The following is a 21,941-nucleotide window of genomic DNA, read 5'->3' as shown; positions in this document are numbered from 1 at the left end:
GGCGCATCCACGAACAGCAGGAAGCTGGAAGTTCAGGACGTGTCAGTCCCACCCGCTAGACTGAATCACATTGAGAAACATGATTCAGGAGGTGGTTCGGGTGAGTGTACGGATAGGCGCGGCCATCGAGAGCGCCCGTGAGGCTGCTGGGCTGTCGCAGCGAGCGCTTGAGGATCGCACGGGCATCTCGCAGACGACACTGAGTCGCATCCTCTCTGGCAAGCGCCCGGCGAAGATGACTGAGATCATCTTGATCGCCGACGCGGTCGGCTGCACGGTGGCTCAGCTGACGGGTACGGCCGTTGCCGACCGGGTGCAGTGCGCGGCGCGCGCGACGAACGGTTCGGACATGGAGAAGATGCGCCAGCGGCTCCTGCACTTCATCGAGTTGGACGCCTACCTCGATGACCAGGGCATTCCCGAGCTTCCGGCAAGGGGAGGCCGGACATGACGCTGGAGCAGGAAGGTGAGAGGGCAGCCGCGACATTCCGCGAGGAGCATCGCCTGGGGGAGCAGCCCTTGGGCGATCTCGTCGCGCTCATCGAACAAGCGACGGGTTGCGATGTCGCTGTGCTCGACGCGGGACCTGACGAGCACGGTCTGACGATGCGTGATCCCGTGCGTGGCGTCGCCTTCATCGGCGTTGCGCGGACCCGTAACCCCATGCGGCAGCGCAGTACCTTGGCCCACGAACTCGCTCATGTGGTCTTCGGCGACTGGACCGAAGGTGAGTCCCTTGGCGAGCGTTCCTCCGAGGAGATCAGGGCAGACGCGTTTGCTCGGCACCTGCTCGTGCCGGGCAAGGGGCTCCGACTGTTCCTCGGGCGACGGGTGGGCCTGACTGAGGCCGACCTGTCCGCCGTCGTGCAGCGGTTCCTCGTGTCTCCAGCGATCGCAGCGATCGCGCTCTGCGATTCCGGGTACGTCGACGCCGTGACCAAGCAAGAATGGATGAGGTTCTCGACGCCCCGGCTCGCGACCCGCTTCGGTTGGACCGACCAGTACCAGTCGCTCCAGAACGACGCCGACCGTACCCGCGCTCCACAACGCCTGCTCACTCGTGCCATTGCCGGCTTCAGCGAGGGCATCGCGACGGTCCAGGCCGTCGCCACCCTCAGGGGAATCAGCGCCCAAGCGGTCGCCGACGAGTTGGCGGAGGCCGGTGTCGCACCGAAGGAGCATGAGCCGTCCTGGATGGCGGCGTCCGAGCTGCCCCAGGTCGTCGTGGACCTCAGCGACCTGGACGACGAGGAGAAGATCGAGGGCGCCGACGAATGAGCCAGCGCCCCATCATGGATGCCGGACCCGGTATCAACTTCCTCTCGCTCAACAAGGAACGGCTGCTTTTCGGCGCTCTGGGGGCGCTCTGCGTTCCCGAAGCGGTAGAGAGCGAGATCCTCCGCAAGGCGCGTCAGGATCAGCGCTTTGCTGCTGCCGAACGAGTTTGGAAAAGCTCCCCGAGCACCTCATGGAGGTGCTCTCCGACGACGTGACCGACACCTTGGCCGTAGCCGTCCAGCGTATCAGCGGGGTCCCGTTCGATCAGCGTTTGCGCTCCGGGAAGGATCTCGGCGAGACCATGGTCGTCGCGCACGCCGCCGTGGCGGCCGAGGCCGGGGAACATGTCATCGTCCTCATCGACGACGGCGGAGGATGCCGTGCCGCCGCAGCCGAAGGCCGTCGTTTTCAGCGGCTTCAAGCGGAGGGCAAGGCGGTGGGCAGCATTCGCCTCATCCATACTCTGACCGTGCTCGAGCGCGCCGCAGGTGGCGAGCATCTGCCCGACAGAAGCGCCATGCGGAACCTGTACGAGAGACTGCGGAACCTGGACGACGGGCTCCCGCCATTGGCCACCACGAACCTCCTGAACCTGCCCTGCTGGCAGTAGGTGCCAGGGCCGGTGACGCTCGCGGCGCTGCGCGACCCAACAATCTTGGACCACGGCATCAATGTTGAGGAAGAAGCTGCGCCGGTTCGGCTGGCGGAGCGCGGTTGGTGAGCTAGGCCGTCGACCGAGGGGCTCCGCGGACATCGTGTCTGCGGGGCCCTTCGTCTTTCGTCGTAGGTCGGGCAGATGCGGGCAGCCGCCCCTTGAAATCAACCGTCTAGGCTTTGCGCCAAGATGACCAACGACCTGGACCTTCTCTTGATTGCGCACACGCTGCGCGTCCCCGCGGAGCCCGCGCCGCGTGGCGACGGGACCGCCGTCGCTCGCCAGCTTGACGTCACCCTCCTGACCGCCGGGTTCAAGGCTTCGGTGGCGCTCCTCGAGCACATCAGCCGCATGGAGGCGGGCGTCGCGACGCAGCGGGCTCAACGGGTCGTGGAGGCGGTCGCCGGGCTCGTCGGCGACCACGTGCGCCACAACGTGTACTTCCAGGGCTTCCCGCGCGGGGTTCCGGACACGTTCACGTTCTGGTCCGAGTGCCTCGCCGAGGCCGCGGGCGATCCGGACTTCGCCCGCCGGCCGCGACGGCGGGCACGGCGGGTCGTCGTGAACCTCTTGGCCCTGCCCAGGTACGGCCGGTACCAGCACTCGTACGCCGAGATGGCCGCAGCGCACGCCGAACTCGCTCCGGCGCTCGGCGACCGTGTCACGACCCTCGACCTGGGCGGCCTGGCCGACGACGAGGCGCGCGACCTCTACCTGCGCCTCGCCAGCGCGACGACGCCGCTGCGCGAGGAGGAAAGGGACGCGCTGCGCGGGCTGGCTCGGCACTGCGCAGACGGCGCGCAGCCGTACACGATCCCCGTCCGCGAGAGTCGCGCCGTCGTCAACGCCGCGCAGGTCGAGGCAGGCCGCACACCGGTCGACGGCACGGTCGACACCGTCGACGACGTCCTGCGCCTCGCGTGCGAGCTCGCCGGCGGAGACGGCACGCTGCGGACGCCGACGCGGTTCCCATCCTTCTCGCGTGCGCGGCGCCGCCTGCTCCTCGGCCTGCTGGACGACGTCGTCCGCGCGAACCCCGCGAAGCTGGGTGACGTCGGGGTCCGGCGCGAGCGGTGGAAGCGTCTCGGTGCGCGGTTGCACCCTGGCGACTTCCCGGACCTGGCGCACGCCGCCCGCGTCTTCGCTGTCGCGCGCCGCGACGAGCACGCACCGTCGTTCACCTCTCGGGTCGAGGCGGCCTTCCGAGCCGGCGACGTCTACCAGGCGCTGCGCGTGCTGGAGCAGGCGCCCGGACTCCTCGTCCGGAGCGTCGACCGAGCGCTGCGCTCGGCGACGGCTCCGGACGAGCGCCAGGCCGTCGTCACGGCGGTCGAGCGCGTGCTGCCCGACGTGTCCGGCAGAGTCGTCCTCTCGCTGCGCGAGCACCTCGGCAACCGGGACGACCGAGCCCTGCAGCGAATCTTCGTCAACGCCCAGGCCCGGGCGTGGAGCGTGCCAGACACGCGCGCCCGGCTCGACCCTGGGGCCGTCGCCGACCTCGTGCGTCTGTGCGACGCGGAGACGCTGCGCCGCCTGCCGCGCCCGGCCCGGCTCGTCATCGACCCCGCCATCGCCGACGTCGCACTGCCCCTTTCCGGCAGGTCGCGGGCGAACGGCTTCGGCACGCTGCCCCGTGGCTCCCGCACACCCGTGGACGGCGACCGGCTACGGTTCTTCGTGCACTGGCGGCAGGCCGCGCGGCGCACGGACCTCGACCTGTCGTGCCTCTTCCTGGACCGGGACTTCACCTCCCCGGAGCATGCCTCGTGGACCAACCTCCGCGGGCATGCTTTCGTCCACTCTGGCGACCTCACCGAGGCGCCCGAGGGTGCGTCCGAGCAGATCGACGTCGACACCGGTGCGGTGGCGAAGGACGTCGTCGTCCCGCAGGTCCTCGTCTACTCCGGCGAGGGGTTCGACGACCTGGCCGAGGGGTTCTTCGGGTACATGACCCGAGACCACGAGCAGGAGGGCTTGCCTTTCGAGGCGCGGACCGTCCGGATGAAGTCCGACCTCTGCGGGACGGCTCGCATCGTCGTCCCCGTCGCGTTCGTGCGCGACGGCGGCGTGTGGCAGGCCGTATGGCTCCATCTCGACCAGCGCGGGCGCACGCGGTTCAACACTGTCGAAGAGGGCCGCACGACGACGACGGTGCAGGTCCGGCAGATCGTCGGACGCCGCTACCTGACGGTCCGCCACGTGGCGGATCTGCTCCGCGCCGCCGGGACCGACGTCGCCCCGTACACGGGCCAGGAACTCGACGGTCCGGTTGCGTTCGTTGGGTTCGAGCGGCCTGACGGGCTCCCTGCCGGGTCCGTCGTCTACACCCCGGCGAATCTCGGTGAGCTGATCCCGGCCTGACCGCTACAGTGACGCCTGGCGCGGCCATGAGGTGGCTTCCTTCTCATCTTCTGAAAAAAGCCAGCGACCTCGCCTTCCGCGTCCCCGAGCGGAGGCGGCACCCTGTGTGCCGCCTCCCGTCGGGTAAACCGCCGGCTGGGTCACATGCCTGATACCGCGCTGGAACTTTGACTGGATCGCCCGTCGCTCAGGGTGGGTCCCCGGCGCCTCCGTCCTCCCGGGCGCGCCGCTACCCTGGCGTGCATGTCCGATGACTACGCGTTCGACGCACAGGTCCTGAACGGCCTGGTGCGCTCGGCGTCGGTCATCCGCGTGCACGACCGCGGTGCGTCCGCGAGCCAGCCGCGCGACGTCGAGCCCGTGCTGACGATCAGCGAACGTGCCGAGCTCGACGATCTGGCCCGGTTGCTGGAGGTCTCCCGATCCACGGGCATGTACTGCATGTGCCTCGGCGACTCCGCGTTCGAGCTGCTCGACCACGAGGGCACCGCAATCGATGTCCTCGGCTGGCACCACGGCTCGGCGCTGCGCTGGCAGGGCTCGCCTGACGGCGATGTCGAGCTCGCGCACGGTCCGGAGCTCATCGCCTGGATGGCTGCTCACGGCTATACGCATCATGCTGACCGGGTCGATCGTCGTGAACAGCAGCGACGAGACCAGGCACGGGCCCTCGAGTCCTGGACGAAGGCCGCACCCGAGGCCGTTCGTGCAGAGGCTCCCCGGATACTCGCGGAGGCCGCTTCTGGGCTTCCCGAGCGACTGGCCGACGACCTCGCCCGCAGCCTTGCTGAGGTGCACCCGGGCGAACCCGATCAAGCGGTGGCACTCCTGCGCTGGAGGTCAGGCGGCACCGGCCGTTACTCCGGCTACCCGGTGCAGGAGGGGGCGGCGACGACCCTGCTCGAGCGGTTGCCCCTGCAGGCCGTCTTCACGGCCTTGGCCGGTGTACCCGCCACGGACCCCGCATGGTCCGGCGCCGTCCGCTACCTGTTGGCCTGGCGCCCCGAGGACATCGTCCTGCTGCGCCGCATCCCGGAGAGCGTCTGGAGCGTGCTTGCCCAGGTGGTGCACGACGAGGCCGACAGCACGTGGGCCGACCGCTACGAGACCTGCCACCGCCAGGCCGAGCATGCCCGCGCCCAGAGGGAGCGGGCCCGCAGGCGCTCCCGAAGAGGCTGAGGAGAGCGTGTCCGCATGATCTCTTGCTCTGGCAGTAGTCGATAAGGTCTGTGGGCGAGGATCTGGTTCGCGTGCGGCGCGACGGTGCCACGCTCGAGGATGTTGTCCAGGTCGGACTGCGGAAAATTCGACACTTCGATCGCGCGGACCTTGCCTGGTTCGTGGGCTTCCTCCAGATGGCTCTCGTGGTCTCCGGTACGGTGGGCGCGTGGGCATCCTCGGCTGGTGGGTGATCGGTCCGGTCCCGCGGTCCGTGGCGGTGTCGGCCAACCCCCTCGACAGTGAGGGGCTGCGTGATCTCCTCGACCATGTCGTCGAGGGACCGGGTTTCTTCGTCACCGCCGCTCGGAAGTGCCTCCCGTTCGAGATCTTCGTGGAGATCGTCGGACCAACTGGCCAGGCCCGTTCCCTCACCGACAGCGTGCTGTGGTCACCTGCCGAGGCCGCCGAGGCGCTGGCCGAGCTCGCCACGATCATTGACTCTGACCCCGCCGCCCGGGCCCAGTTGATCCGCCGAGCGGCCGACGCAGTTGATACCCAGGGCGACGAGCCGGACTACGATGCCGAGGAACTGATAACCGGCCCTCTCCGCGCCCTCCGCCACGCCGTCGAGCACGACCTCGACCTCCTCGCCGTGGCAGCGATCAACTGAATCCAGACGGCTGACGTCGGCTGTGCGCGGTCATTGCCGGGGCCACCGCGCATCAGCAACTATCCCTGCTATCACGGCAGAATCTCCCCCCGCATTCGGTGGAAGGCTCTTGTAGCTTCGAGCTGGGATGACGTGGCCCAGGATTAGATCCACCGGTCCGCGGCCGAGCTCGTAGTGGTCCTCCTCGACGCGCGCCGACGGGGTGCCGCGCGAGATGACCCCGACCTGGGCTGCGGGTCGAGCGCCGAGTGCTGAAGCTGGGCCCGTCGACGGGTGGGTGGCCCGTGCCGACTCTCCCAGGGGCGTTCGCGGTGGTTGAGCGCTGCTGCCCGCGATCCGCATGGTGCGGAATCCGCGACCTCAGGGTTGCAGAACAACGACTTGGGTCCTGCAGAACAGCGGGTTTGTGCTTGCAGAATAGCGACTTGCCCGGTCGATCCCCAGTCTGCCCCGGTGCGCATCAATCGTGGACCACGGCATCAATGTCGAGAAATCGCCTGAGCCTGTTCGGTTGGCTGAGCGCGGCTGGTGAGCTAGGTCGTCGGACGGCCCCGCGGACATCGTGTCCGCGGGGCCGTTCTGCTGTGTGATGGCAGGCCCGTGCGACCGTCGGCGCCGGCTCGGCGCACCCGGACCATCTCGACCCCGGAGTATGTGCACGGACACCAGGTGGCGGTACCTTCGCGTGGGCTCATAGCCGAAGAGCAGCCCGTGCCCAAGAGAGGAAGTGGTCGATCGTGGCAGATGTCTCTCCCGACGAGCCTGAGATGCAGGCCGATACGTTGGAGCTCATCAATACCGAGCTTGCAGGTCGTCTGGCGCGGCAGGCCGAGTCCATGTCGAAGATCGAGACGAAGGCGACGGCACTCACGGGTCTTGCCATCGCGGCCGCGTCGTTCCTGTCGACCCGCGAGGTCGACTCGGTTCTCGCGGGACTGGCATATGTCAGCTACGCCGCCGCAGGGGGTCTGAGCATCGCGGCGAACGCCGTGGCCTCCTATCAGGACGCTCCCACTCCACGGCCGTGGTTCAACAAGTACGCCACGGCCACGCGGACGGCGGCGCTCGCGGCGCTCAGTGCCACCAGGGTCAAGGCCTTTGAGGCGAACGTGCCCAGACATGTACGGAAGGGACGCCTTTGGGCAGCGTCAGCCGGGGCGCTGGGACTTGGTGTCGTGCTGATGATCTCAGCGATCCTGGTACACAATTAGCGGATATGACTGAGATGGACGAGCAGGCGCCCGACGGCTCCGAGCCGGCCCGGCGCCCGGCCGGCGCGAGCGAGTCAGGGCAGAGCGGAACACGGGCGGCAATCGTGTCGGGGGACCTCGTCGATACGTTCGCCGACGATGAGCTCGCCGGCTTCGAACCGCGCCGACCAAGGCGTTCGGACCGTCCGGACCAGCAGCCGAGCTGAGCGCGACCACATGCGCGCGACAGGCGAGGCGGAGCGCTGGAGCGCGCAAGCACATGCGGCCTGGGACCGCTGGGTGCAGACAGGCGACCAGGCCGAGCTCGACCGTGCCATCACCTCCTCTCGGGCTGCTGTCTCATCGCTTGGCCCGAACAGCCCCGAACGCTCGGAGGACCTGTATCACCTGCTGTGCTGCCTGCATGCTCGCCTTGAAGCGGTGGGAGGCACCGACGATCTCGACGAGGCGATGCGCGTGGGGGCCGAGCTCATCGAGCTCGAGCCGCGCCACCCGGACTACCTGACGATCGTGGCCGTGCTCCACCATCATCGGTACGAGCTGCTCGGTGACCCGGCGGAGCTGGAGCGGTCGATCAGCCTCGGGCGGTCGGCGATCGCGCTGCCTCCTCACGAGAATTCGGACGGAACGTCAGCGCTGAACAACCTGGCGGTCGCGATCGAAGCGCGGTACGACCTCTACGGCTCGATCACAGATCTGGAGGATGCGATCAGCCTCCACCGGACGTCGCTTGCTCTCAGGCCTCCCGGGAGCTCGCGCAAGGGGTCCCTGCACAATCTTGCCGGAGCGTTCTGCGAGCTGTTCGAGGCGCGGGGTACTCCCGAGGCGTTGGAGAGCGCCGTCGGCTACGCACGACGAGCGGTGAACGCACGGCCGCGAGACGGCAGGGATCAGTCGAAGTGCCTGAGCATGCTGGCACGAGCGCTCGTAGCGCGATCCGGACGAGCGCGTGCGCCCGAGGACCTGGACGAGGCGATCGAGCATGCCCGGGCAGCATGCGACATGGTTCCCGTGGAGCATCCGCTCCGGGAGTCGCATCTGGCGCATCTCATCGAGGCGCTCATCGCACGGTCGGAACTGACCAGCGGTCCGGAAGCCATCGAGGAGGCGGTCGCTCTCGCCGGCGCCCACGTGACAGCGGCGAACCCGGCACCCGATGGTTCGAAGCCCGGCGCGCTGCTGCTCATGCTTGCGCTCTTCTCGCGATACAGGTGGAACGCATCCATCTCCCATCTTGACGAAGCCATCGCCGAGGGTTGGCTGGCAAGCGAGATGCCCGACACTTCCTCCGCCATGTCGGTGGAGCAGACAAGGTTGCTCTCGGAGCTGCTCTATCACCGGTTCCGCCATGCCCGCGCGCTCTCCGACCTGGACGCGGCGATCGACCAACGCCGCACGGTGCTCGGCCGATCCGGGAACGACGGGAGAGCACAGCCCACCGACCTGTCATCCCTTGGTGTGTATCTCTGGGAACGCTTCATGCACACGGCGCACGCATCAGACCTGGACGAGTCGATCACGTTGAACCGAGCGGCAGTGGCGAACGCTCGGCACGCGACGGACCGGGCGATGTGCCTGGCGAACCTGGGAGCCGTGCTGTCGGCACGGTTCGACCGCGATCATCTCCTGGCCGATCTCGACGAGTCGATCTCCGTCACCCGGACAGCTCTCGCCATCGGCCTGACCTCGCACGAACAGCAGGCGGGGTTTCTCGCGAACCTGGCGTGGGCCTCTGTCCAGCGGTTCGACGTCGTTCATGAGCCGGCCGACCTCGACGAGGCGATCACTCATGGCCGACGCTGCATGGAGCTGGTCGACGAGCACCATCCCGAGCGGGCAAAGTTCCTTCTCAATCTCGGGCGCGCCTACTCGCGGCGTAGCCTTCTCGCGGCCGATCCCACGGTGGACCGGGACGCCGCCGTCGATGCAGCGCTTCGCGCGTGGCACTCGGAAGGCGCCCCGGCCCGGCACAGGATCCTGGCCGCTCAGGACGCAGCAGGGCTGCTCACGTCTTCTGCCCCGCACCGCGCGGTCGACCTGATGGTTGCGGCCGTGCAGATGTTGCCGGCGATCAGTCCGCGCCGGCTCACCCGCGACGATCGGCAACGGGAGCTCAGGGGCATCGGAACTCTCGCCGCGGAAGCGGCCTCGCTCGTCCTGGCCGATGAAAGGTATCCCGAGCGAGAGCGGCCCCTCCGCGCACTGAGCCTCCTGGAGGTCGGCCGAGCGGTACTGATCGGCCAGAGTCTGGAGGGCCGGGACGATCTGTCCTCTCTGCGTGCGAGCCACCCGGACCTTGCCGCGCGGTTCGTGGAGCTGCGGGATCTTCTCGACCAGCCTCTCGACGCCGCCCACTTTTCGTCGAGCGCTACGAGGCGGCAAGAGATGCCGGCTGTCGATCGGAGTCTGGTCCGCGAAAGACCGAGGCTCGCGGTGGAGTTCGAGACCCTGCTGAGTCGCATCCGGGCGATTCAGGGATTCGAAGCGTTCGGGCGGCAACCTGCCCCGGAAGAGCTGCTTGACGCCGCACAGCAAGGCCCGGTCGTGGTGCTCACCATCAGCGAGTACGGATGCCACGCGCTCCTGATCACCCCCACTCGTGTCATCGCGACCGCCCTCGACAACCTCGATATGGACGTCGTGGGTGAGCGGTTCGACGCCTTCCAACAGGCGCGAGATGCCATCTATCTTGATGAGGACTCCGAAGGGCGCCGCGCGGCGGCCCGGACCTTCACCCAGGTGCTCGAGTGGCTCTGGGACTCCCTGACCAGACCTGTCCTGGACGCGTTGGGTCTGTTGCAACAGCCCCCGCCTGATCCTGCGGACTGGCCCCGCGTCTACTGGATTCCGTGCGGCGCGCTGAGCGTGTTTCCCATCCACGCCGCCGGCTACCACGCGATGCCCGACGCCGGGAAGGGTCCTCAGGCTCCTGAGGCAGTGATCGACTGCGTCGTCTCCTCCTACGCGCCGTCCGTTCGGCTGCTCCTCCACACCCGCCGAAGGGCCGGGCACACGGCGGCGCTCTCCACGCCGCGTGCGCTCGGGATCGCCATGCCGGCAACGCCCGGGCTGCTCGACGACGGCCGCCTGCCGTACGTGGCAGGAGAGATCGCGGCGTTCCGCCGCTACTTTCCCGACGCGACAGTCCTCGAGGGCGATGCGGGGGGCGCGTACGGCCCCCTGCCAGCGGTGTATGACGAGGTCAGGACGAGGATGCCGCACCACGAGATCCTGCACTTCGCCGGTCACGGCGAATACGACCTGAGCGACCCCTCGCAGAGCCGCCTTCTGCTGGCGGATCACGAGGCCAACCCGTTCACCGTCTCCAGCCTCAGCGCGGTGACGCTGGCTCGGGCCCAGCTCGCCTACCTGTCGGCGTGCAACACCGGATCGCCGCTCAGCTTCGGGCTCGGTGACGAGTCCATCCACCTTGCGTCGGCATTCCAGGTCGCGGGGTTCAACCACGTCGTGAGCACGCTCTGGGAGACGGACGACCGGACCTCGGTCGTCGTGGCGGAGACGTTCTACTCCCGTCTCGGCGGTTCGGACCGGGAGCTGGACCTAGGTCACACCGCTCACGTACTGCACCGCGCTGTCCGGGCCGTTCGTGACGGCGAGGACCGACCTGGTTCCGCTCGCCGGAGGCGCCATCCCTTCCTCTGGGCTCCCTTCATCCACGTGGGCGCGTGACGTAGGTCAGTCGTCCTCCCCGTCGTCCAGCTGCTCTTCGAACCATCGGGCCTTCTCCGCGGGACACGTTGCCCATAGCTCCGCGAGAGCCTGGTGGACCGCTTGCGGGGAGTAGTCAGAGGCGATCAGCCCTCGCGACAGCAGCAGGTTGAGAACCATGCGGACCTTGGGCTCGCTGTCGAGCGCCCACAGCGCGACCGAGGCCGCCGTCTTCAGGCTCTGCTCGGCTGTGGGCGATGCCAGGAGGTCAGCCAGAGCGGTCATGTTGTACACCGAGTCGGGACGAGCGACCCGAAGGCATTCGGACACGACATCTGGATTCGGGTGGTGCAGGTAGACGTTGATCCAGCTCGCCCGAAGCATGCGCCGGGCGTCCGCACCCCAGTCGGCAACCAAGCTTTCGTACCTGTCGTCTCCGGGCCAGAGGTACGGCAGCGTCGGCTGAGCCAGGAACGCCTCGACGTCGACGGTCCACGGCACTTTGAGGGGCAGCAGCCCCCAGGTCTCGTCACCGAGAGGATCGTCAGGAAACAGAACGATCTCGCCGTTCGGTCCAAGGCGGCTCGACTCGCGCAGCTCGTGGAGCGGGACATCCTCCATGTGGAAGCGCAGCTCGCGCCCGCAGGACCGGCATGTCGGCATCGGCGGATCAGCGTCGTCGTTCGTCATCCCGCTGCACACCGCGCACTGCAGGAATCCGCAGTGCTCGCACGAGAACCCGTGACCGCGCTTGTACAGCGGTCCCTCCACCAGCACATGCGTCGCCACACTGCTCACAACCTCATGAAATCTGAGCCTGGGAAGCTCGACGGGGACGACGAAGTGGCCGCACCAGGCACAATGCGTCTCTGACGGTGTGGGGTCCGAGCTTGCCGGCCGCGGCGCAAGGGCCAGGGGCGTTCCATCGCTCTCGTCGAAGATGTAGACGAGATCGCGCCCGATATTTCCCTGTGGCGTCTCGACGATGAGATAGACGAACTCTTCCGTCACCGGAGTCTGCCGCAGGAAGTCGAGCGCAGCGGCCAAGCGGGCCGCACTGTAGATGATGTAGGTGGCCCGCTCCCGCTCGTCGCGCCCCACCAGCCGCACGTTCGCCGACGTCTTGTCGCGTCCGCGCTTCCGTCGAAACATCACATCGCCGTCCTCGGATCGGTGCTGATGGTCTGACGTGTCGGGTGGCTACCGTCGCCGCCAGGGCAGCCAGCTCGACCGGCGTGTTCGCGGAAGCTCTGCGGTGATGACCTTCACTCCATCGAGCGAGACCCGCGGGCGGCCTACGCGGCCGGCGATACCGAGACCCTCGAACACGCGCGCTCGGGCCTCGGAGCGACTCTGTAGATACTCGTCGATCGCGCCGACGAGCAGGTCCCAGCCGGTCGCAGGGCCGCAGGTAGGGCACTTCGGTAGCCTGGTAGCGGCAGCGATGGTGTAGACGGACATCCGCCCGGACAGAGGCCCGCTGATGTTCACGTTGCCTGCTCCCGGCGATCCCGCGCGCATGGCTTGCATCGGCAGAACCAAGAGTTCCGCGAGGCCGGCAGGGCCGCAGTAGCCGCACACGTATGTCCCACTCTCCGGGGCGGGGATACCGGGCTGCAGGTTGACGCTCGGCGCGGTGTCGTCAGGTGTATCAGTCATAGCGGGCCTCCGATGGCGCTTGACGTGGACCGACATGGACGCTCTCCGAGATCGTCGTCCCACATCACCTGGCGCCGGCCGCGAGCGGGACGTGCACGCCAGGATAGCGGCCCGATGGCCGGGCGAAAGAGGTGTTCAGTACTACCAGGGCGACGGCTCGTAGTCCTTGAGGAAGCAGCCGTACAGGTCGGTCTCGGCCTCGCCCTGGACGATCGGGTCATAGACGCGGGCGGCGCCGTCGACCAGGTCGAGGGGCGCATGCCAGCCCTCGGCGGCGATCCGCAGCTTCTCCTGGTGCGGGCGCTCGTCCGTGATCCACCCGGTGTCGACCGCGGTCATCAGGATCCGGTCCTTCTCGAACATCTCTGCCGCGGAGGTCCGGGTCAGCATGTTGAGGGCGGCCTTGGCCATGTTGGTGTGCGGGTGTCCCGCGGACTTGTAACGGCGGGAGAACTGCCCCTCCATCGCCGAGACGTTGACGACGTACCCGCGTCGCGCCTTGGACGTCGCGGCCCGCATCGCGGGCCGCAGCCGGGAGATGAGCAGGAACGGCGCGATCGCGTTGCAGAGCTGGACCTCCAGGAGCTCCAGCGGGGCGACCTCGTCAACGACCTGGGTCCAGGAGTTGCTCGTCTGCAGGTCGGGAAGCAGCCCGCCGGCATCGACGGCCGTGCCGGCCAGGTGGGCATCCAGGGAGGCCGAGCCCGCCCGGAGCGCCAGCGCCGTCAGAGACGCCGCGCTGTGCATCGCGACGGCGTCGTCCTGCGACTGTCCCTCGCGGTGGGCGACCGACAAGGCGGTCAGCGCCCCCGCGATCGCAGCAGGGTGCGCCTCCGAGATGCGGTCGAACGTGACCATCTCCGGTGCTTCCAGCCCGTGGGGAAGCGGGGCGACCGGCGACGACTCGCCCGTGACGAGCTGCGAGTAGGACCCAGGGGAGCGGCGGACCGTCTGGCAGGCGTTGTTGACCAGGATGTCGAGGGGGCCCGCCGCGGCGACGTCGTCGGCCAGGGCGATCACCTGGGTGGGATCACGCAGGTCGATCCCGACGATCTTGAGCCGGTGCAGCCAGTCGGCGGCGTCGGGCATCGCGGAGAAGCGGCGCACCGCGTCCTTCGGGAAGCGGGTGGTGATGGTGAGGTGAGCGCCGTCGCGCAGCAGGCGCAACGCGATGTACATGCCGATCTTCGCGCGGCCCCCGGTGAGCAGGGCGCGGCGGCCGGTCAGGTCCGTGCGCTGGTCGCGCCGCGTGTGGCTCTTCGCGGAACAGTCGGGGCACAGCCCGTGGTAGAACGAGTCGACCAGCGTGTAGTCGGCCTTGCAGATGTAGCAGGCGCGAGCGGTGCGTAGCTCCCCGGCGAACGCCCCCGCCGCGTTCGAGACCAGCGGGATGCCGGCGGTCTCGTCGTCGATCCGCGCTGCCGAACCGGTCGCCGTCCGTTCGATGACGCTCCGGTCGTGCGCCTGGATCTCCTCGCGGACCGCGGCCTTACGGGACTTCTTGAGCAGCTTCCACATGTAACCGGTCGCCCTCTTGACCGTCTGGACGTCGGGATGGTTGGGTTCGAGGTCCTTGAGCCGGCCCAGCACCCGAAGGGTGGTGGCAAGCTCGTCCGGGTCGATCCCCGCGTTCGTTGGCACTGCCGAAGAGTACCCGTCGCCCGGCCCGAAGCCTGGCTCGGTCACCACGCGCAGCTGCGCTCAGGATCGACAGCGCGGCACCGGAACTCCTGGTGAAACGGCGGCTGGTCAGCGGCCGAGTCACCAGGAGTCCCGTCTACGGACACTTGCCGCCAGTAACCAGCGTCACTGCGGGGCGACGTCCGTGCAGTAGACCTTCTTGCCTGGCAGCCGGCCGGTGGTCAGGAACGTCACCGTCGCCTCGTCCACGCACGTCGAGCCCTGGCCGTAGACGTAGTGCCCGCCGTTGTCCGCGCCGACGAAGGCCGCTCGCTTGCCGAGGACCTCGTACAGCCCGAGGCCGTCCTCCCACGGTGTGGCGTTGTCCCTGCGGTTCTGCAGGATCAGCGTGTTGCGCGGTCCCTTGTCGGTCACGTGGACGGGCTCCTCGATCGGCTCCGGCCAGAACGCGCACGCCCAGATGTTGGCGGGCATCCCCGCGGTGAGCGGCCAGGCCGCGCGGTCCTCGGCTGTGCGGCGGGCGTACTCGTCGACGTCGTCGGGCCACTGCGCGTCACCACAGGTCAGTGCCAGGAACATGGTGGCCTGGTTGTCGGCAGGCACGCCAGGGGTCGGCGGCGGTGCGGCGAACACCTGCTGCAGCACCTGGCCGTCCGCCTCGGTGAGCGTGCCGTCGGCCAGCCCGGCGGCGGCCTTCCAGAACTGGGCGAGCATCGGGAGGTTCTCGTTCTGCAGCAGGAGGCTGTAGGTGACGGTGCGCAGCATCGAACCCGTCAGGGCCTGTTCGGTGCCGGGGACGGGCGCTGGGGTGTGGTCGAGGCGGTCGGCGAGCGCGAGGTAGTTCTGGGTCACCTCGTCGACGGTGCCGCCCAGCCCGAGTGTGGCGTGCTGTGCTGCGGCGACTCGTGCCGCGTCGGGGAAGCGTTCCGACATGGCCTTGCCCCAGTTGTCCTTCGCGTTGGCCCAGACCTTCGTGGGGTCGACGTTGCCCTCGAGGACCACCCGGTCGGCGCGCTTCGGGAAGAGTGACTCGTAGACGACGCCGAGGTACGTACCGTAGGACTGACCCCAGTAGGAGATCTTCTTCTCACCGAGCGCCGCGCGGATGCGGTCCAGGTCGCGGGCCGTGTTGGCGGTGGTGAAGTACCGGAGCTTCTCGCCGGCGTTCGCTGCGCACAGCTCGGCGTCGGTGCGGGCGTGGTCGACGTTCGCGGTGATCGACCCGTCCGCGGCCGGGTACGGGAAGAGGCCGGCGAGAGACGGGTCGTCGAAGCCGCAGCTCTGCGGGGTGCTGTGCGCGACCCCACGCGGGTCGAAGCCGATCAGGTCGTAGGCCGCCAGCACCGACGGCGGCAGGGTCTGTGCCACGTCACTCGGTGTCTCCAGGCCGGGCAGCGCCGGGCCGCCCGGGTTCAGAAACAGGACACCGCGGCGGTCGCGGGACTTCTTAGCGGGCAGCTTCGAGACGGCTACCTCGATCTGCTCGCCATTGGGATTCTGGTAGTCGAGCGGAACCTTCACCGTTCCACAGGTGAGCCGGGGGTCGCGACCGGCGCCCTCGGCCAGCTCGGGGCACTCGCCCCAGGTGATGCGCGACGTGGCGGCCGCCTCTGCGACCGGTCGTGCGGCCCCACCCGCCGCGCCCGTGTCCGAGGTGGTGGCACAGGCCGCCATCGTCGCGACGGTGAGCGCCGCCGCGATCACCGTCGTGGTGAGTCTCCGGGGGATACCGGTTCTCGCTGACCGTTGGATCGTCTTCAACGTCGTGCCCTCCAGCTCTTGATGTGTCACGACGTGCTGACGCCGCTACCGATGAACCTATGGAAGATGGCTGCGCCACAAATCCCCTTGATGTGGACACTTCTCTGTACTCTCACGGGGGACAGCGGCCGTCACCGCCCCAGCAGCGCGTCGACGCCGACGGCGACCGAGGCGGCGAGCCGGAAGTCCACCCGGGCGTCGGGCACCTCGACGGTGTACCGGTCGCGCAGGCTGAGCTGCCGCTCGCTGGTCAGGACGGGCGCACCCGTCCCCGTGTCGCGGAACGTGAAGTGGACGGGCAGCGGGAGCTCGGCCACGCGGCGCAGGATTGCGACGAGCGTGCTGCGCTCCTGGCCGTAGGCCTCCAGTGCAGGGGCCCGGAGGTGAAAGCTGGAGCGGATCAGGCTCGCGGCGAAGTCCTTCTCGAAGGATCCGATCGCGGACCCGTCGGCGGTGGTGACGTCGTAGGCCGCCGCGACGTCGATCAGCTGCCGTGCGCGGAAGCCGAACAGCGGCCGGGTCCTCGCCTCGTCCTCGTAGAAGGTCACCTTCTCGCGCACCGCGAGCCGCTTCTGCTGGGCGAACGCGAGCATCCGACCCTCCGACCCGTCGTCGAGCGCCTCGACGATCGTGTAGCGGTTGACCAGCACGGTGAAGTGCTGCTTGACGAAGAAGCGCGGCAGGTGCTGGACGGCGGAGCTGGTCATGGTCACCTCGTCGGGGTCGCTCATCGAAGCTCCATCCGGTGCACGCGAAGGAGGCCGAGGAGGAAGGGCCCCGCGACCCACAGGCCGGTCGAGGCGAGGAGCGGGCCGACCGCGTCGGTGCTCATCTCGCCGCCGGCCAGCGGGACGGTCGTGACGTTCAGGTCGAGCCAGCCCGCGAGCGTGCTGCCGAGATCTCCGGTCAGTCCGATGAAGCCCCAGGCGATCGAGGCCACGAAGTAGACGACGATCGATGCCCCAGCGTTGAGCAGCATGGAGCCCAGTGCGATACCGCAGAGGGTGAACAGGACGCTGACGGCGGTCCAGGCGGCGAGGGCCACCGGGTCGAGCGTGAAGTCCGCCTCCACGCCGCGCACTGCGGCGGCGACGGCGGTCGTCGGGTAGGCGAGCACGATCATCAGGGCGCTGGTGGCGACCGCCACCACGGTCCCGGCGACGGCCTTGGCGACGAGCACGCGCCAGCGGCGTGGTTCGAGGGCGAAGGTCGTGAGCGCTGTGCGCTTGCTCCACTCGCTCGTCACCGAGACGATCCCGAGCACCGGGAGGAACAGGCCCAGGGTGAGCGCCGCGCTGCTGGCGACGTCCTGGACGTCCTGCGTGAAGTAGGCGGCGTTGATGATCATCGCGCCGACGGCGCTGAGCACGAGCAGCGTCAGGAGCACGAGCGCTGTCCGGGTGTCGGCGAGCTTGCGCATCTCTACGGCGGCCACACGGGTGAACGGGACGGTGCGTGAGGGGCCACTCTCCGCGCGTACCTCGCCGGCGGGGGTAACGGTCGTGCTGCTCATGCTGCGCTCCGATCATCTGTCGAGGTGAGAGCGAAGTAGCGGCTCTCCAGGTCCTGCGTCGTGCTGTGGTCGACCGGGGTGTCGTCAAGGATGCGGCCGCGGCCGATGATGACGACGCGGTCGGCAAGCTGCGCCACCTCGTGCAGCAGATGGGAGCTCAGCAGCACGGCGCACCCGTCGTCGGCGACGGCACGCAGCAGGTCGCGGATGGCCCGGATGCCCTGCGGGTCGAGGCCGTTCGCCGGTTCGTCGAGCACGAGCGCTCTCGGTGCGCCCAGGAGGGCCTGGGCTATCCCGAGGCGCTGGCGCATACCGAGCGAGTAGCCCTTGACCGTGCGCCGGCTCTCGGCGACGGAGAGGCCGGCGAGATCGAGCACCTCCCCGATGCGTCGCCGGTGGACACCGATCATCGCCGCGGCGATGGCCAGCGTCTCGGCGCCGGTGCGGCCGGGGTGGACCGCCTGCGCGTCGAGGAGGGCGCCCACCGTTCCCGCGGGGTTGCTGATCCCCGCGTACTGCTGCCCGTCGATCGTCGCTCTGCCCGAGGACCGGGTGTGGCCGAGGAGGATCCGCATCGCGGTGGTCTTGCCCGCTCCGTTGGGCCCGAGGAAGCCCGTGATGGAGCTCGCCGGCACCTCGAACGAGACGTCGTCGAGTGCGAGTGTGGCGCCGTAGCGCTTGGTGACGTGGTCGAATGTGATCATGAGTCCAGTCCACCCGCCGCGGGTCGCGGGTGCTACGGACCCTTGGCCATACCGGATGGTGCAGGTCTCCTTTGAGCCGGCCGGATCGTCGACGTCGGTCTATCGGACCGTAGCCCCAGGTCGCTGGGCACCGGCCCCACCGGCTGCCTACGATCGGTCGCGATGAGACCCCTCACTGGCCGGCAAGAGCTTCTGCGCTACGCCATCGCGTCGGTCCCCCTGGCGCTCATCGGGTTCGGCTGGGTGTTCCTCGTCGCGCAGGGCTTCGCCGAGTGGCCGATGGGCGCGCTCGACGTCGCCCTCGGAGTGGTCGGCCTGATCCTGCTGCGCTGGCGCCGGCGGCTGCCGTTCACCATCGCAGTCGTGACCGCCGTGCTCACTACCTGGTCAGGCTCGGCCACGGGTGCCGCGTCCGTCGCCCTCGTTTCGCTCGCCACCCACCGCGACGTCCGGCGTGTCGCCGTGGCCTGCGTGGTGCAGTGGTTCGCGTTCATCGGCACCTCGTTCGTCGACGACGGATGGGAATGGGGGGACGCCACCCTGGTGGCCGGGATCGGCGGCGCCGTGACGATCGCGTGCCTGGTCGGCTTCGGCCTGTATCTGCGGAGCACGCGGGACCTTGCGCTGTCGGAGGAACGACGGCGGGAAGGGGAGCGCCGCGACGGGCTGGAGCGTGCGCGGGCGGGAGAACGGGCGAGGATCGCGCGCGAGATGCACGACGTGCTCGCCCACCGGCTGTCGATCCTGTCGCTGCACGCCGGCGCGCTCGCGCACCGTACCGACCTGACCGCCGACGAGGTCCGCCAGGCGGCGGCGATCATCCGGGACAACGCCCATGCCTCGCTCGAGGAGCTGCGCGGCACCCTCGGCTCGCTGCGCGAGGAGGACCCGCTGGGTGGCCCGCAGCCCTCCTTCGGCGACCTGGCCGCGCTCGTCTCCGAGGTGCGGGAGGCGGGCCAGCGCGTCGAGTACCGCGCGGCCCTCGAGCAGGTCGAGCAGCTGCCCCCGCAGGTGGGCAGGCACGTCTACCGCATCGTGCAGGAGGCCCTGACCAACGCACGCAAGCACGCACCGGGCGCGCCCGTGACCGTCGAGCTGAGCGGTGCGTGCGGGACCTCCGTCGAGGTCCGCGTGACGAACGTGGCGGGCTCCCCGGGTGAGCTGCCCGTATCCTCCGACGGGCTAGGACTCATCGGGCTCGGTGAGCGAGCGGCACTCCTCGGCGGCACCCTGACCCATCACAACGACGGCGACCGATTCGTCGTGGAGGCATCTCTGCCATGGAGCGTGACCGCGTGATCCGCCTCCTGCTCGTCGACGACGATCCACTCGTACGCCGCGGCCTCAGCCTGATTCTCGGCGGTGAGAACGATATCGAGATCGTCGGCGAAGCCGCTGACGGGATCGAGGCCGAGATCGCGACCCGCGATCTCGCGCCCGACGTGGTGCTCATGGACGTCCGTATGCCCGTCCAGGACGGCGTCACGACGGCCGAAGGCCTGCTCCGGCGGCCCGACCCGCCCGCGATCATCATGCTGACCACGTTCCACGTGGACGACCTGGTGCTGCGTGCCCTCGCCGCCGGTGTGTCGGGTTACATCCTGAAGGACGCCGCACCCGACAAGGTGATCGCGGCCATCCGGTCCGTGTCCGACGGCGAGCCCGTCATGTCGCCGACCGTTGCCCGTCAGGTGATCACGGCGGCGACCGCCGGCACGGCCGACGGCGTGAAGCGGGAGAGCGCCCGGGCCCGGCTCGACGTCCTGACAGCGCGCGAGCTCGACGTCGCCATGGAGATCTCCCGCGGGGCGAGCAACGCAGAGATCGCCACGCGGCTGTTCATCAGCGTCCCCACCGTCAAGGCGACGGTGACCCGCATCTTCCTCAAGCTCGAGACCGACAACCGCGTGACCATCGCACTGCGGATACGCGACGCCGGCCTGCTCTGAGCTCGACTACTCGCAGATGCAGAGCTGGAGCGGCGCATCACCGGCGAACGGGAGACCCGACCAGTCGCCGAGGCGCTCGACGAGCTCAAGGCCGCCGAGCGAGAGGAGCAGCGGCAGCTCCTGCGGGAAGATGCTCCTGATCTCGAGCGGTGCGACGACGAAGTCGGGCTCGGAGCCGGTCGAGAGGTACCACGTCCCGCGCGTGACCTGCGTGGCCGCATCGTAGGTCTCAGCGACGTCCACGCTGACGTCGCCACGGTCAGGGTCCACGAACGACAACGACTTCCGGGTGCGGCGCACCCCATCGGCGTCGGCAAGCAGCCGCACGCTCGGGTTGAAGACATTGAAGACGAACCGTGCGCCAGGTGCCAGGTGTCGTCGAACCGACCGGAAGCAGCTGACCAGATCCTCGGCTTCATGCAGATGCAGCAGCGAGTTGGCAGCGATGAACACGTAGTCGAAGGTGCGGCCCAGATCGAAGTCGCGCATGTCGCCCTGGATCCACTCCACCGCGACACCGCGCTCATGCGCTTTACGCTGCGCCTCAGTCAGCATGTCTGCCGAGAAGTCCAGGCCGACGCACGGCTGCCCGTCGGACGCGACAGGGATCAGCTTGTTCCCGGTGCCGCACCCGAGCTCCAGCACCCGCCCGCCCTGCCGGTTGGCGTCGGCCCGGTAGAAGTCGACCGCGGGCCCACCGCCCGGGAACATCAGGTCGTACAGCCTCGCGTGCGAGTAGAACGCTTCACTCATCGAGCGCCTCCTCCATCCCGGCTCATCCGCAGCCGGCCTTTCGTGCATGGTCGTCCGGCAGTTCGCTGCTCCAGCAGGTCCGATCCCGCGCGGACCCCCGCGAAGGGCTCTGTCAGGTCGAGGCGCATGCCTGACAGTGTGCCCAGACGATCGGCTGATCGGCCAAGGATTACGCGGTGGCTCTCGACGCATCTGAAGGACGAGTGGACGGGTCAGCCCGGATCAAGAACGCGAAGACGGCCGAACTGAGGGGCATCATCCTGTGACCTGGCCCGGAAGGTCGCGACCCGGGCGGTCCGCTGTGGCCGCGGGGTGTCCTGTCGGACGCGAACGTCTTTTCTCCCGCGTGCTGCGGCCAGCCGTCGCTAGCCGAGATTGCTGAGCACCGCGCTCGCGAAGTCTGCGGCTCGGGCGCAGGTTCGTCCTGACGGCCTGGTCCCGTCCCAGTGCTCGGCGAACTCCAGCGAGGTGCCCTTCTCGTGACTGACGTGCACGACACAGCCGCGGTCCTTGATGTAGATGCCGACGAGTGCGCGGTGCCCGTCGATCGTGCTCTCGCTCATCACCTCGCGAGCTTCCCGATCGGCGGTCTGGTCGACAGCTGTGTGCGGCACGAAGCTCACCGTCCGTTGTGGCCCCATCCACATGCATGCCGGGCGCTCGACGTCATCCATGGGTACCGCGAGGCCGGCGTCGAGCTGGTCCAGGTCCGCGTCGCTGAGGGCCAGGCACGGCTCAGCCTTGAGGGCGGCGAGGTCGAGCGTGTCCGGTAGCTCCTCGGGTGGCGGTCCGATGGGACGCTGGACCGTCGCGCTGGGGGTCGGCGATGCCTCCGAAGGCTCCTGGCTGGGCGATCCAGAGCCGGGGGAGCAGGCCGTCAAGATGGCAGCAAGAAGTACTGCGTACGTCGTCGCGGGCAGGATGAGCCTCATCCACGTGACGGTAGGGCAGTGCCT

20 protein-coding genes are annotated in these 21,941 nt (G+C 68.9%); 11 read left to right on the top strand and 9 right to left on the bottom strand.

The window, feature by feature from the left end:
• Positions 1–79 precede the first annotated feature (79 nt).
• From APR04_RS13660 to APR04_RS31030, 9 genes are all read left to right on the top strand, one after another.
• On the top strand, positions 80–451 hold the full coding sequence (locus APR04_RS13660; protein ID WP_253871109.1) for a helix-turn-helix domain-containing protein: 372 nt from the start codon (positions 80–82) through the stop codon (positions 449–451).
• Positions 448–1,278 (top strand): ImmA/IrrE family metallo-endopeptidase, encoded by an 831-nt coding sequence (locus tag APR04_RS13655; RefSeq protein WP_253871107.1) that lies wholly within the window; start codon positions 448–450, stop codon positions 1,276–1,278. The genes APR04_RS13660 and APR04_RS13655 overlap by 4 nt, the downstream gene beginning before the upstream one ends.
• Positions 1,279–1,468: 190 nt before the next feature.
• Complete coding sequence (locus APR04_RS13650; RefSeq protein WP_253871105.1) at positions 1,469–1,888, top strand: PIN domain-containing protein; 420 nt, start codon at positions 1,469–1,471, stop codon at positions 1,886–1,888.
• Between the two features lie 234 nt (positions 1,889–2,122).
• Positions 2,123–4,294 (top strand): TerD family protein, encoded by a 2,172-nt coding sequence (locus APR04_RS13645; RefSeq protein ID WP_253871103.1) that lies wholly within the window; start codon positions 2,123–2,125, stop codon positions 4,292–4,294.
• Positions 4,295–4,537: 243 nt separating this feature from the next.
• Positions 4,538–5,473, top strand: coding sequence for a hypothetical protein (locus APR04_RS13640; protein WP_253871101.1), 936 nt, complete (start codon positions 4,538–4,540; stop codon positions 5,471–5,473).
• Positions 5,474–5,681: 208 nt separating this feature from the next.
• A complete protein-coding gene (locus APR04_RS13635; RefSeq protein WP_253871099.1) occupies positions 5,682–6,125 on the top strand; it encodes a hypothetical protein in 444 nt (147 codons plus the stop codon).
• 737 nt (positions 6,126–6,862) lie between these two features.
• Positions 6,863–7,336 (top strand): hypothetical protein, encoded by a 474-nt coding sequence (locus APR04_RS13630; RefSeq protein WP_253871097.1) that lies wholly within the window; start codon positions 6,863–6,865, stop codon positions 7,334–7,336.
• A 5-nt stretch (positions 7,337–7,341) separates the two neighbouring features.
• Positions 7,342–7,542, top strand: coding sequence for a hypothetical protein (locus APR04_RS13625; protein WP_253871095.1), 201 nt, complete (start codon positions 7,342–7,344; stop codon positions 7,540–7,542).
• 214 nt (positions 7,543–7,756) lie between these two features.
• On the top strand, positions 7,757–11,026 hold the full coding sequence (locus APR04_RS31030) for a CHAT domain-containing protein (protein ID WP_253871094.1): 3,270 nt from the start codon (positions 7,757–7,759) through the stop codon (positions 11,024–11,026).
• A gap of 6 nt (positions 11,027–11,032) precedes the next feature.
• Here the strand turns inward: APR04_RS31030 and APR04_RS13615 are convergent, their stop codons facing one another.
• The 7 genes from APR04_RS13615 to APR04_RS13585 form a co-directional block, all read right to left on the bottom strand.
• On the bottom strand, positions 11,033–12,157 hold the full coding sequence (locus tag APR04_RS13615; protein ID WP_253871093.1) for a hypothetical protein: 1,125 nt from the start codon (positions 12,155–12,157) through the stop codon (positions 11,033–11,035).
• Positions 12,158–12,205: 48 nt separating this feature from the next.
• A complete protein-coding gene (locus APR04_RS13610) occupies positions 12,206–12,664 on the bottom strand; it encodes a hypothetical protein (protein ID WP_253871092.1) in 459 nt (152 codons plus the stop codon).
• A gap of 141 nt (positions 12,665–12,805) precedes the next feature.
• The gene (locus APR04_RS13605) at positions 12,806–14,305 is read right to left on the bottom strand and encodes an SDR family NAD(P)-dependent oxidoreductase (RefSeq protein WP_253871091.1); all 1,500 of its coding nucleotides are present in this window, start codon (positions 14,303–14,305) and stop codon (positions 12,806–12,808) included.
• A 165-nt stretch (positions 14,306–14,470) separates the two neighbouring features.
• Positions 14,471–16,066, bottom strand: coding sequence for an alpha/beta hydrolase (locus APR04_RS13600; RefSeq protein WP_253871090.1), 1,596 nt, complete (start codon positions 16,064–16,066; stop codon positions 14,471–14,473).
• 131 nt (positions 16,067–16,197) lie between these two features.
• Complete coding sequence (locus APR04_RS13595) at positions 16,198–16,797, bottom strand: LURP-one-related/scramblase family protein (protein WP_253871088.1); 600 nt, start codon at positions 16,795–16,797, stop codon at positions 16,198–16,200.
• Complete coding sequence (locus tag APR04_RS13590) at positions 16,794–17,579, bottom strand: hypothetical protein (protein WP_253871087.1); 786 nt, start codon at positions 17,577–17,579, stop codon at positions 16,794–16,796. Before APR04_RS13590 ends, APR04_RS13595 begins: the two co-directional genes overlap by 4 nt.
• Complete coding sequence (locus APR04_RS13585) at positions 17,576–18,283, bottom strand: ABC transporter ATP-binding protein (RefSeq protein WP_253871086.1); 708 nt, start codon at positions 18,281–18,283, stop codon at positions 17,576–17,578. Before APR04_RS13585 ends, APR04_RS13590 begins: the two co-directional genes overlap by 4 nt.
• Positions 18,284–18,445: 162 nt before the next feature.
• On the opposite strand from APR04_RS13585, the gene APR04_RS13580 reads away from it, so the two are divergent.
• Together APR04_RS13580 and APR04_RS13575 are read left to right on the top strand one after the other, a co-directional pair.
• Positions 18,446–19,582 (top strand): sensor histidine kinase, encoded by a 1,137-nt coding sequence (locus APR04_RS13580; protein WP_253871085.1) that lies wholly within the window; start codon positions 18,446–18,448, stop codon positions 19,580–19,582.
• On the top strand, positions 19,564–20,232 hold the full coding sequence (locus APR04_RS13575; RefSeq protein WP_253871084.1) for a response regulator transcription factor: 669 nt from the start codon (positions 19,564–19,566) through the stop codon (positions 20,230–20,232). Before APR04_RS13580 ends, APR04_RS13575 begins: the two co-directional genes overlap by 19 nt.
• Positions 20,233–20,238: 6 nt before the next feature.
• On the opposite strand, the gene APR04_RS13570 is transcribed toward APR04_RS13575, so the two are convergent.
• Complete coding sequence (locus APR04_RS13570; RefSeq protein ID WP_253871083.1) at positions 20,239–20,985, bottom strand: class I SAM-dependent methyltransferase; 747 nt, start codon at positions 20,983–20,985, stop codon at positions 20,239–20,241.
• A 365-nt stretch (positions 20,986–21,350) separates the two neighbouring features.
• A complete protein-coding gene (locus APR04_RS13565; RefSeq protein ID WP_253871082.1) occupies positions 21,351–21,917 on the bottom strand; it encodes a DUF3558 family protein in 567 nt (188 codons plus the stop codon).
• Positions 21,918–21,941: the final 24 nt, after the last annotated feature.

This window comes from Promicromonospora umidemergens, from assembly GCF_024171995.1.
GTDB classification, from domain to species: Bacteria; Actinomycetota; Actinomycetes; order Actinomycetales; family Cellulomonadaceae; genus Promicromonospora; species Promicromonospora umidemergens.
Note: the sequence above shows the minus strand (reverse complement) of the source record. Positions and strands in the feature narration are given on the sequence as shown.